The organism is Streptomyces sp. CB02959 (assembly GCF_002803155.1).
Classification (GTDB): domain Bacteria; phylum Actinomycetota; class Actinomycetes; order Streptomycetales; family Streptomycetaceae; genus Streptomyces.
Map to the genome: position 1 here is coordinate 405812 of NZ_NNBP01000001.1, position 12881 is coordinate 418692.

General features: G+C 73.7%; 3 protein-coding genes. All 3 read right to left on the reverse strand.

The genetic code is table 11. The annotated features are described in order from the left end of the window. The 3 genes from fabD to CG747_RS01765 are packed head-to-tail and all read right to left on the reverse strand — an operon-like array spanning nt 1 to nt 12876. Nucleotides 1-3276 carry an ACP S-malonyltransferase gene (gene fabD, locus CG747_RS01755; RefSeq protein WP_100599775.1) on the reverse strand — a complete coding sequence of 1092 codons (3276 nt, stop codon included), beginning with the start codon at nt 3274-3276 and terminating at the stop codon, nt 1-3. Continuing rightward, nucleotides 3273-9212, reverse strand: a complete 5940-nt coding sequence (locus CG747_RS01760; protein WP_100599776.1) for a non-ribosomal peptide synthetase — start codon at nt 9210-9212, stop codon at nt 3273-3275. The genes fabD and CG747_RS01760 overlap by 4 nt, the downstream gene beginning before the upstream one ends. A 52-nt stretch (nt 9213-9264) precedes the next feature. After that, complete coding sequence (locus CG747_RS01765; RefSeq protein WP_100599777.1) at nt 9265-12876, reverse strand: beta-ketoacyl synthase N-terminal-like domain-containing protein; 3612 nt, start codon at nt 12874-12876, stop codon at nt 9265-9267. Between the last annotated feature and the right edge of the window lie 5 nt (nt 12877-12881).

The following is a 12881-nucleotide window of genomic DNA, read 5'->3' on the forward strand; positions in this document are numbered from 1 at the left end:
TCACACGGCGGTGAACCGGGCTGCCCGTTCCCGCAGCAGCGCGGCGGTCTCGGCCATCAGGTGCTCGGCGACGGTGTCGGCGTGACGGGCCTGCCAGGGCGCGAGGACGGTGCCGCGCACCCAGGAGTTGAAGGCGCCCATGGCCGGCCCGCAGTAGATCAAGTAGTCGACGGTCCGGCCCGGTTCGCCGCTGCGCGCCAGGTGGAAGCCGCGGTCGAGGTAGGTCCGGAAGGCGTCGGCCATCGTCCGCTTGGGGTCGCCGCCGGGCGCCGTGGCGGCCGCGGGGAGCGGTCCGCGCAGGAACTTCTCCTCGATCTGGGCCCTGGTCGGGGCGTCGAGGTCGGCCAGCGAGTCGTGGCGGCGCCACAGTTCGTGCAGTTTCCCGGCGCGGGCGGGCAGGAACACGCCGCGCTTGACCACCTGTGCCCGCACGCCCAGTTCGAACATCTCCGGGGCGGGCGCGAGGGCCACGTCGTGGACGTCGAGTTCCTGGAGCAGGTCCTTGACGGCCGGGCTGGTGGCCGCCTCCGGGGTGCACTGGTTGATCGAGCCGGTGAGCACGAAGTCCGCGCCGAGCAGGAACGCGGCGGCCGCGGCCTCCGGGCTGCCGATGCCGCCGGCCGCGCCCACGTGCACCCGGGGTCCGGTGCCGGACGCCGCGTCGCGCAGCCGCAGCACGGTGGGCAGCAGGGTGGTGAGGCTGCCCGCGGCGTCGTACCAGCCGGATCCGGTCTCCACGCACAGGTCGTCGGCGAGCGGGAGGTCCGCGTAGCGCGCGGCGTCCTGCCCGCTGAGGGCGCCCGCGTCGACGAGGTCCGCGACGAGGGCGCGGGGGGCGGGCGCGAGGAACGCGGCCGCCATGTCGGTGCTGGACACCTTGGCGAGCACCCGGCCGCCGCTGAGCCGGTACTTGACGAGGGCGGGGGTGATGCGCAGGAAGCCGGACGCCTCGACGGTGCGCACGCCGGTGCGCAGGAAGAGGTCGACCAGCGCCATCTCCCGGGCCGGGTCGGCGTGCTGGTGGAGCAGGTTGGCGCCGTAGGCCCCGTCGCCGCCGAGGGCGGCGCGGACCGTGTCCAGGCCCGCCGCGACCTCGTCCAGGGACAGTCCGCCGGTGCCGAAGAAGCCCATGCCGCCCGCCTTCGCGAGGCGCACCAGGAGGTCCGCGCCGGACACCCCGCCGTACATCGAGCCGGCGAGGTAGGCGTGGCGCAGGCCGTAGCGCTCGCGGAAGGTGTCGGCGCCGAGCGCGGCGGGCCCAGGCGCGGCGACGGCCGCCGCGACGGCGACCTGCGGTGCGGGCTCGACGGCGGGCGCCTGGACCTCGGGGGCGGGCACCACGGGGGCGGGCACCGCGGGGACCGTCGCCTCGTGGACGGCGGGCGCCCGGACCACGGGCGCCTGGACCACGGGCTCTTCCACGGTCAGCGGCTCGGCCTCGGTCCGGATCTTGGCGACGAGCTTGCGCAGCACCGCGCCGGGGCCGAGCTCCTCGAACGCGAAGTCGCCCTTGCCCATGAGGTACCGCACCGTGTCGGTCCACCGCACCGGCGAGGCGATCTGGCGGGCCAGGAGCCGCTTCGCCTCGCCGGGGCCGTACGGCCGGGCGTGCACGTTGGCGACGACGGGGATCGCCGGGTCGCGCAGCGTGAACCCGTCGAGGTAGGCGGCGAACTCGTCGGCGGTGTCGCGCAGATAGCGCGAGTGGAAGGGGGCGCTGACGTTCAGCGGCACGTAGTGCGCGCCGAGCTCCTGGAACACCGGCTTGGCCAGGTCGATCTGGTCGGCGGGCCCGGCCACCACGAACTGGGTGGGCGCGTTGTGGTTGGCGATGTCCAGGCCGGTCAGCCCGTGGTCGGCCAACGCCCGTTCCACCGTGTCCAGATCGCGGCCGATGACGGCCGCCATCCGGCCGCCGCCGGCCCGGCTCATCAGCTCGCCGCGGCGGGTGACCAGCCGCAGTCCGGTCTCGAAGTCGAAGGAGCCGGCGGCGAACAGCGCGGTGTACTCGCCGAGGCTGTGGCCGACGAGGTAGTCCGGCGGCTCGGGGTCCTCGCGCCGGGCGCGGAGCCAGGTCAGCGCGCTGACCACGAAGAGCGCGGGCTGGGTGAACTGCGTCCGGGCCAGCTCCCGCCGGGGGTCCTCGACGCACAGTTCGCGGATCGAGTACCCGAGCACCGCGTCCGCGAGCGCGGTCTCCTCGGGGAACTCCTCGAAGAGGTCCTTGCCCATCCCCTTGGCCTGGCTGCCCTGGCCCGGGAATCCGTACACCTTCATGACGCCGTCCTTGGATACGGGGTGGGATACGGGGTGGGAGCGGTCGCGCGGGGCCACCGCGGCGCGCACGGCGGCCAGCGACCGGGTGTCCTCGCCCAGCGGGCCGAGCAGCGGCAGCGACCGGGAGCGCGAGGTGGCGGACAGGCCCTTGCGGGCGAAGTTGTGCAGGGTGCCGGCCGGTCCGAGGTCCAGGTACTGGAACGGCCCGCGCCGCTCCAGCGCCGCCAGCGTCTCGGCGTACTCGATGGGCTGCCGGGTCGCCCGCCACAGGTGGTCGACCGTCACCCGGGGCACCTCGCCCGTGCTCGCGCAGGACACCACGGGGATCCGCGGCGGCCGCAGCGCGGTCCCCGCCATGACGGACCGGAACAGCGGCTCACCGGCGTCCATCAGCCGCGAGTGGAAGGCGTAGCCGACCGGGACCCGCTGGCACACCACCTGGCGGGCCCGCAGCGCCTCCTCGGCCGCGACCAGGTCCGCCTCGGCGCCCGAGACCACGAAGTGGCCGGGGTAGTTCCGGGCGGCGATCTCGGTCCGCTCGCGCAGCACCGGGAGGTCCTGGTGGAGTGCCACGTCCTCCAGGACCGCGAGCATGCCGCCGCGCGGCGCGTCGCGCAGCGCCCTGGCCTGGCGGACCAGGAGCCGCAGGCAGGCGTCGGCGTCGAGCACGCCCGCGAGGACGGCCGCGGTGAACTCGCCGAGGCTCGCGCCGAGCAGCAGGTCGGGCTCGATGCCGTACGCGACGAGGGTCTCGGCCAGGGCGAGTTCGACCATCACGATCGCCGGGTGGGTGAACTCGATGTCGTCGAACGGTTCGCCGCGGCTGCGGCCCGGGGTGTACATCCGTCCCAGGACGGAGGTGCCGATCTCCGCTCCGGCGACCGCGTCGAGGCGGTCGAGCGCCTCCCGGAAGACCGGCTCGGCCCGGTACAGGCCCTGGCCCATCCCGTGGTACTGCGAGCCCTGCCCGGAGAACATGAAGACGGTGGGAACGGTCACCGGAGTTCGTTCACCTCCCCCAGCAACGCGCAGATGTCCCGGACCACGAACTCGCCCTCGCGGAAGGACAGCAGCCCCTCCGGCGCGGGCCGCTCCCGCAGGGCCGCGGCCGTCAGGTCCTGGACGCGCTGCGGCCGGTCGGCCGCGAGCGCCTCCAGCACGGAGGTGAAGGCGCCGATCAGGCGGGTGATGGTGGCGTCGGTGAAGCGGTGCCGGTAGTACGACATGTGCAGCTTGATCGTCTCGGTGGGGAAGACGTCCAGGCGCAGCGGGAAGCCCATCCGGGAGATGTAGTAGGCGGCGCTGAAGCGCTCCGAGTTGTCCAGCCCCACGTTCTGGAACACCAGGTAGCTCTCGGTGGGCAGCACGTCGTCCGGTTGCCCGGCCCAGGCCATCGCCCGGTGCAGCGGCGTGTTCTCGTGCGCGCTCATCGCCACCAGCGCGTCCCGGACCCGGACGAGGTAGTCCGGCACCGGCTCGGTGCCGGCCGCCCGGGTACGCAGCGGCAGGATGTTCAGGGTGGGGGCGACCATGTCGCCGACGCCCTGGGGGCCGCCGGAACGGCCGGTGAACAGCACACCGTGGGTCACGTCGGTGCGCTCCTCGGCCCCGCCGACGAACGCCGCGACGGTGGCCGCCCAGCCGGCCTGGAACAGCACGTTCAGCGTCATCCGGTGCTCGCGCGCCACCGCGCGCAAGCGGGCCGTGAGCCGGTCGGGCAGGGCGATCCACTGCCGTCCGAATCCGCTCTCGATGCCGCGGTCGTTGCCGGGTACCCGCGCGGAGAGCGGTGTGGGACCCGGAAGGTCGCCGAGTGCCCGCTGCCAGTAGCGCTCGGCCGCCCGTTGGTCGCCGCCGCGCACCGCCGCCACGAACTCCTTGAACGGCAGACCCGCTTCGAGGACCGGGGGCTTGCCCGCGGCGAGCTCGGGCAGGCCCCGGTCGAGCTGGTTGGCGATGATGTCGAAGCTCCAGCCGTCCAGGCACAGGTAGCTGAGGCTGACCACGATGATGCAGGTGTGGTCGTCGACGTCGGCCACGAAGTAGCGGATGGCGCCCGGTTCCTCGGGTGCGATGCCGCGTTCCCGGTCCGCCTTCAGGTGCGCTTCGAGCGCCTGGTCCTGCTCCACGGGCGAGAGTTCCCGCCAGTCCGTGAAGTCCAGCTCGACCCGGGGCTCGCGGTGGACCACCTGGACGGCCTGGTCCGGCCCGATCCAGCGGAAGGAGGTCCGCATCGCCGGGTAGGTCCGCGCCTGCTCCTCCAGGAAGCGGCGGAAGTCGTCCTTGTCGGCCATCCCGAGCGGTACCGCGGTGAGCCGGTGGACCTGGAACATGCCGGGCTCCGGGGTGCGGAGCTGGCGCAGGGCCCACTCCTGGAACGGGGCGACCGGGTAGACGTCCTCGACGTCGGGGTCCGCACGGAGCTCCGCCAGGCGGGCGGCTTCGTCCCCGTCGCCGGGTTCCGCGTCGGCCCCCGCGCGGCTTCCCACCGGTGTGTTCGCCTCGGCCGCCGCGGCGAGTTCGGCGAGCGTGTCGTGCTGGAAGATCATCTGCGGGGTCAGTTCCAGGCCCCGGTCGCGGGCCTTGGACACCACGTGGATGCTGTGGATGGAGTCCCCGCCCAGCCGGAAGAAGTTGCTGCCGGCGCCGACCGGCGACACCCCGAGCACCTCGGACCAGACCTCGGCGATGATCCGCTCGGCCGGGGTCCGGGCCTCGGTGGTGTCGGCGGACTCGTCGAGCGTCTCGACGACCGGCTCCGGCAGCGCGGCCCGGTCGAGCTTCCCGTTGACGTTGACCGGATACTTCTTCAGGGGGACGTACGCGGTCGGGAGCATGTAGTCGGGCAGCCGGTCCTTGAGGTACCCGCGGAGATCGGGCACCACCGCCCGCGCCCACTGGTTGAACACCGGGTCGGTGGCGTATTCCGGCCAACGGCCCGTCGGTGCCGGCGTTTCGACGGCCACCCGGTCGTCCGGGTCGCCCGCGGGGCGCAGCAGCACCGCATAGCTTCCGTCGTTGCGGTCCGGCATCCAGTCCACCGTCGCGGTGCAGTCGAGGCGCTCGGCCAGCTGCCACCACCGCTCCGGCTGGATCCCCCCGTCGCGGCCGGCGGCCAGTCGGGCGTTGGGCACGCCCAGGACGGCCAGGGCCCGGTCCGGTTCGGCGCGCAGCCGCTCCTCGGCCGCGGCGAGCACGTCCGCGTCCGGGGCCCATTCGATCGTGGTGCCGGGGGTGGCGGGGGCCGCCGTGCGGCTGCCGACGCGCAGGTAGGCGTCGTACCGGTAGCGGGTCATCTCGTTCTCGTGGGTGCCCCGCCGCAACTGCGTCCGCACGTCCGCCAGGCGCGGTTCCTCCTGCTGCACGGCGCGGAAGAAGTCCGGGTGCAGCACCAGCTCCTGGTCCTGGGACACCCGCCGGCGCACGCGGGCGCGCAGCTGCTCCTCGCTCGGCGCGGGCCCCGCCTGGTGGAGTTCGACGTCGGTGTGGAACGCCTCCAGCAGGCCGAGGTGGCGCACGTCGCCCACGAACACGGTGCCGTCGTCGTCCACCCGGGGCAGCACCGCGCCCAGGACGTCGCGCAGGTACCCGGCGTCGGGGAAGTACTGGACCACGGAGTTGACGACCACCACGTCGAACTGCCGGTCCTGGAAGGCGGTGAGGTCGTCGGCGCCACCGTGGTGCAGCTGTACGTGGGACAGTTCGGATCGGCGGTCCACGAGCTGGTTGCGTACGTGGTCCAGCGCGGTCCGGGAGATGTCGGTGGCGTGGTAGACCTCGCAGTGCGGGGCGATCCGGGAGAGCAGCAGGCCGGTGCCGCAGCCGATCTCCAGCACCCGCCGGGGGCGCAGCTCCAGGATGCGGGCGACCGTGGTGTCCACCCACTCGCGCATCTCCTGCTCCGGCAGCTGACCGCTGTCGTAGCTGCTGTCCCAGCCGGTGATCTTGAAATCGGCGGGGCCCTCGTCGCCTTCCCCGTATACGCGGTCGAAGACGGACTCCCACTCCGTCGCCTCGCCCGACGCCGGGTCGGTCGCGTCCTCGGCCGCGTCGGCCGCGTCGGCGGCACCGTCCTCGGTGTCCTGCCGCGTACCCGGTACGACGTAGGCGACCAGCCGCTTGGGGCCGGTGTCCCCGTCGTCCCGCCGGGCGAGCACGACGGCCTCGCCGATCCGGGGATGGGCGGCCAGTGCCGCCTCGATCTCGCCCAGTTCGATCCGGTGGCCGCGGATCTTCACCTGGTCGTCGGCGCGCCCGAGGTACTCCAGCTCCCCGTCGGCCGTCCAGCGGACCAGGTCGCCGCTGCGGTACCAGCGGGAGCCGTCCGGGTCGCGCAGGAAGCGCTGCTCGGTCAGCTCCGGGCGGTTCAGGTAGCCCAGGGTCACCCCGGCCCCGCCGACGTACAGCTCGCCGCGCACCCCGACCGGGGTCGGCTGGCCGTGGCCGTCCAGCACCCGCACCCGCAGGTCGGGGATGGGCCGGCCGATCGGGCTGTGCACCACGGCGGCGTCCACGTCGGCGCGGGTCACCGGGCGGTAGGTGACGTGCACGGTCGTCTCGGTGATCCCGTACATGTTCACCAGCCGGGGCATGGTGTCCCCGTGGCGGTCGAACCAGGGCCCCAGGCTGCGCACGTCCAGTTCCTCGCCGCCGAAGACGACCACCCGCAGGCACAGTGCGCCGCGCTCGACCTCCGACAGGTGGCGGAAGGCCAGCGGCGTCTGGTTGAGCACGGTGACCCGCTCGTCCCGGAGCAGTTCGTAGAAGCTCTCGGGGGAACGGCTCACCCAGTGCGGCACCACGACCAGGCGCCCGCCGTGGGTGAGCGCGCCCCAGATCTCCCACACCGAGAAGTCGAAGGTGAAGGCGTGGAAGAGGGTCCAGGTGTCCGACCGGCCGAAGCCGAACCAGTCCTGGGTGGCGGAGAAGAGGCGCAGCACGTTGGCGTGGCTGACCAGCACGCCCTTGGGCGTTCCGGTGGAGCCGGAGGTGTAGATGACGTAGGCCGGGTCGTCGGGGCCGGCACCCGGCGCCCGCTCGGGGACCCGCTCGTCGGTCGTGCCGTCCAGCACCACCACTTCGGCGGTGTGCTCGGGCAGGCCCTCGACCAGGTGCCGCTGGGTCACCAGGATCGGCGCGGAGCTGTCGGCCAGGAGGTAGGAGACGCGCTCGGGAGGATAGGCGGCGTCGATGGGCAGATAGGCGGCGCCGGACTTCAGGATGCCCAGGACCCCGGTGATCAGGTCCACGGAGCGCTCGGCGCACAGCCCGATGACGGTGCCGGGACCCGCGCCCAGCCGGCGCAGCCGGTGCGCCAGGGCGTTGGCCCGGCCGTCCAGCTCCCGGTAGGTGACGTGCTCGCCCTCGTGGCTGACCGCGATCGAGCCCGGTGCCTCGGTGGCGCGGGCCCGGACCAGTTCGTGCAGCAGCGTGTCCTGCGGCGCCGCCGGGACGGGCGCCGTCGAGCCGCTCCAGTCCCCCTCCAGCCGCGCCCGGTCGGCGGCCGGCATGATCGGCACGTCGCCGACACCGAGGGCCGGATCGGCGGCGACCGCCTCCAGCACCACCCGGTAGCCGTCCAGCAGCCGCTGGACGGTCGCCTCGTCGAAGACGGCGGAGTTGTACTCCACCTCCACCAGGAAGTCCCGGTCGCGGTCGACGACGCTGATCCACAGGTCGAACTTGGCGGTGTCGTTGCGGATGCCCTCGATCTCCTCGACCGTCAGCTCCTCGCCGGAACTGAGCTCGCGGGCCGGAAGGAAGCTGAAGGACACCTGGAACAGCGGGTTCTGGCTCAGGTAGCGCTCCGGCTGGAGCGCCTCGACCACCGCCTCGAAGGGGACCTCCTGGTACTGGTGCGCCCCGTTGACCACGTCCTGTACCCGGCGCAGCACCTCGCGGAAGTCCGGCTGACCGGACAGCCGGGTCTTGTAGACGAGCGTGTTGACGAACAGCCCGATGAGCTGCTCGATGTCCAGCCGGGTGCGGTTGGTGACGGGCGAGCCGACCGCGATGTCCTCCTGCCCGGTGTACCGGTGCAGCAGCACGTTCAGCGCGCCGAGCAGCACGGTGAAGAGGTTGACGCCCTCCTCCTTGCCCATCCGGGTCAGCCTGGTGCGCAGCTCCGGCGGGAAGACCATCCGGAGGTCCCGGCCCTCGAAGCTCTGCACGGGCGGGCGGGGCCGGTCGAAGGGCAGCTCCAGCGGCTCGGTGCCCTCGCCCAGCTGCTCGCGCCAGTACGCCAGCTGCTGCTCCAGCCGGTCGCCGCTGAGGTGCTCGCGCTGCCAGGTGGCGAAGTCCGCGTACTGGATGGGGAGTTCCGGCAGCGGGGAGGGCCGGCCGGCCGCGAAGGCGCGGTACAGGGTCAGCAGTTCCTGCCAGAACAGGCCGAGGGACCATCCGTCGACGACGATGTGGTGGACGTTGAGCAGCACCACGTGCAGTTCGGGCGCCAACCGGTAGAGGGTCACCCGCACCAGGGGCCCGGTCGCCAGGTCGAAGGGCCGTCGGGCCGCCTCGCCGACCAGGCCGTCCAGCGCCCCCGGGTCCGCGGCGAGGTCCACCAGCTCGACCGGCACGCTCAGCTGCGGAAGGACGCGCTGCCAGGGTTCCCCGTCCGCACTGGGCAGGAGGGTGCGCAGCGACTCGTGCCGGCGGACGATCTCGTCCACGGCGCGCTGCAGCACCTCACGCCGCAGCGGCCCGCGGAGCCGGAAGCTCATCGGGACGTTGTACGCCGCGCTGCCGGGGACCATCTGGTCGAGGAACCACAGGCGCCGCTGGGCGAAGGAGAGCGGCGGGCGGTCGCCGGCCGGGCGGCGCGGGATGCCGGTGCTCCCCGACGCGCGGGCGGCCCCGCTCAGCTTCTCCAGCAGCGCCCGCTTCTGCGGGGACAGCTGCGCCTTGCGCGAGGTGTCGAGATCTTCGCTGGACATGGCGGGCAAACTCCTCTGTGTCATCGACGGCGTCCTGGCTTCTCTCGCCGGTTCACGCAAGCAGGGTGCTGATGGTCTCTTCGGGCAACTCGTCGATGCGCTCGATCAGTTCGGCTTCCAGCAGCTGCACCATGTCGGCCAGGGTGCGGGCCTGGAACAGCTCACCGAGGTCGAGCTCGAACGGGAAGCGGCTCTTCAGCCGGGAGATGATCTGAGTGGCCAGGATCGAGTCGCCGCCCACCTCCTGGAAGTCGTCCTCCGGGCGTGCGGTGGTGACGCCCAGCACCTCGCGCCAGGCGTCGACGACCACTTCCTGGAGTGAGCCGCCGGCCGGCTCCCGGGGTTCGGCGTCGGGGGCGGGCTCGGCGACCGGCTCCGCCACGGGGGCGACGGCGGCCGGGGACGTCTCCGGGGCCTCTCCGACGACCCGGTCCGAGGCGGTCCGCGCCGCCTGCGCGGGGCCCTCCAGCGCGCCTTCCTTCTCGGCCAGGACGACCGCCTGGTACGCCTGGTCCTCGCGCACCGGCGCCGGCGACAGGCTGCGCACCGCCCGGAACCCGCCGCGCTCCAGGGCCTGCCGCCACAGGGCGACGCTGAGCAGCGGGGAGCCCGGCAGCCGGCAGTCGTCCTCGAAGGACCACCAGCCGCCCATCAGGCCGAAGGTGAGGGTGAAGAAGTCCTGCGCGCGGGTGGTCTCCAGGAGGATCAGCACGCCGCCGGGGCGGAGCAGCTGCCGGGCGTGGGCCAGGGTGTCGTCGATGTTGCGGGTCGCGTGCAGCACGTTGCAGGCGAGGACGACGTCCTGGCTGCCGGCCTCGAAGCCCTGCCCGGTGGGCGCGGACTCGATGTCCAGCGGCGCGAAGGTCACGAACGGGTGGTCCTTGCCGTACTGGTTGCGCCCGTACTGCGTGAAGCCGCGCGAGATGTCGGTGTACACGTAGCGCAGCCGCCCGTCCGTGCCGTCCAGCGCGGGCAGCACCTTGGCGGTGGTGCCGCCGGTGCCCGCGCCGATCTCCAGGACGGAGACGGTGGCCTCCGGGTCGCGCTCGCGGCGCGCCCGGACGTACCGCGCGACGAGCCCGGCCACCAGGCCGTTGGTGTCGCCGTCGCTGTGGTACACGGCCTCCACGGCGTCGAACGAGCCGCCGGGGAAGAGCACTTCGTGCGCCTTCCGGCGGCCGGTGAGGACCTCGGGGAACTCCTCCAGGCAGATCGTCAGGAGGTGGAAGTAGCCGTCCATCTCCGGGTAGTCGGCGGTCACCTCGCGCTTGAGGGCCGCCAGCTCGTCCTCGTCCCAGGTCAGCGCCGACGGGTCGGCGACCTGGTCGGTGGTGACCAGTTCCGCGCCGTCGGCGCGCAGGTAGCCGCCGTCGGTGAGGACGCCCAGCAGCCCGCGGAACAGCGCCGCGTGCTCGTCCACCACGCCCAGCCGGCGGGCCAGTTCCGCCTCGCTGTGGCGCTCGCCGGCGGCCTCGAAGACGTCCATCCGGCGCAGCGAGGCGAACAGCATCCGCCGGCAGACCTGGGTCAGCTCGCGCACCATCACGTCGGAGCGCAGCGCGGCTTCGAGGTCCCCGGCCGTCGGGTCGGACCGCAGGTGCTCCTCGGCCGCCGCGTCGAGCGCGCCGAGGACGGACGGCACGGCACCGGCCTCCGGGTGCGCCGGGGCGGGGTCCTGGCCGGCCGCTCCGGGCGCGTTGCCGTCCGCCCAGACGTGCGGGAAGACGTCGCGGACGAAGGGGTGTCCCGGCAGTGCGAGGCGCCGGGGCGCGCTGCCGGTGTGCAGCCGCGGCCAGTCCACCGTGGCGCCGGTGACCCAGGCGGCGGCGAGGGCGTCGGCGTCCCGGCCGGCGGCGGCCGGGGCCGGCGCTCCCGGGCGGCGGTCGGTGACCTGCCCGCGGTGCGCGCCGGGCACCTCGGTGGCGCCGCCCGCGAACGCGTCGAGGGCGGTGGTCAGTTCGTCCACCGTGCCGGCGGCCACCGCGAACCGTTCGGGGAACGCCTCGCGGCCCACCTGGAGGGTGTACGCCACGTCCAGGAGCGCCGCGTCGCCTGGCCCGGCGGCCCGCAGGTGGGCGGCGAGCGCACCGGCCTTCTCGCGCAGCTGGTCCTCGGTCTTCGCGGAGAGCGGGACGAGCTGCCGGCGCCGGGGCACGGCCCGGGCGGGGCGCTCCGGGGCGGTGTACTCCTCGATGATCACGTGGGCGTTGGTGCCGCTGTAGCCGAAGGAGCTCACCCCGGCCAGGCGGGAGGCCGTGCCGTCGGGGGGCCACTCGGCCAGCTCGCGGCTGACGTAGACCGGGCTGTCCTCGAAGTCGGCGTGCTTGTTCTCGTCGCGGAAGTTGGTGGCCGGGGGGAGTTGGCCGTGCCGCAGGCACAGCAGCACCTTGATGGCGCCCAGGACGCCGGCGGCGCCCATGGTGTGGCCGATGTTGGCCTTGATCGAGCCGATCGCGCAGAACTGCCTGCGGTCGGTGAAGTCCGCGAACGCCTCGGTCAGTCCGTGCACCTCGATCGGGTCGCCGAGGCTGGTGCCGGTGCCGTGCGCCTCGATGTAGCGCAGCCGGTCCATGTCGATGCCGTTGCGCCGGTAGACGTCACGCAGCAGGGCGCTCTGCGCGGGGGCGCTGGGCGAGGTGATGCCGGAGGTCCGGCCGTCCTGGTTGGTCCCGCTGCCCCGGATGACGCCGAGGATCCGGTCGTTGTCCCGGACCGCGTCGGAGAGCCGCTTGAGGACGAGGACGCCGACGCCCTCGCCGACGAGCATCCCGTCGGCGTCGGCGTCGAAGGGCCGGCAGGCCCGGCCGGGCGAGACGGTGCCGAGGGCCTCCATGGTGACGAAGGTCCCGGGGTGGTTGGCCACGTACACCCCGGCGGCCAGCGCCAGGTCCGACTCGCCGGACAGCAGCAGGCGGCGGGCCAGGTCGACCGCGACCAGCGAGGACGAGCAGGCGGTGTCCACCGTCATCGCCGGGCCGCTGAGGTCCAGTTGGTAGGCGAGGCGGGCGGCCATGATGCTGGTGTCGGAGCCCATCAGGGCGTGCGCGGAGTACTCGGCCTGGGGCGCGAGTCCGGTGCTGCCGACGAGGGTGGCGACGGAGCGGCCGCGCAGCGCCGAGGCGTCCAGCGCCGCGTCCTCCAGGGCGTGGTAGCAGGATTCGAGCAGGATGCGCTGGGCCGCGTCCATCGCCGCGGCCTCGCGCGGGGCGATCCGGAAGAACGCCGGGTCGAAGAGCTCGCTGCCGGAGATGGCGCCGTAGCGCGGCGGGGCGGCGTCCGGGAAGTGCTCGCGCAGCAGGCCGAGAGCGACCGGGTCGTCGACCTCGGTGGTGCGGTCGGCGCCCTGGCTGATCACCTCCCACAGTTCGTCGGGGTTCTGCGCGCCGGCGGTGCGGCAGTGCATGCCGATGACGGCGACGGCCTCCGGCGGGGCCTGCCGGTCGAGCCGGGTCCGGACGTGTTCGGCGAGCCGGTCGAGGTCACCGGCCTCGGTCACCGCGCTGGTCGGCAGGTCCGTGCCGAAGTGCGCGTTGACCGCTTCGGTCAGCGCGACGGCCCGGTCCAGCCCGAGGTCCTGGAAGGAGGTCCGGTTGACCGCCTCGGGGGCGGCATCGAGGACGCGGGCCACGAGGTCCGCCAGCGCCTGCTTGACGTGGGGCGACATTGACT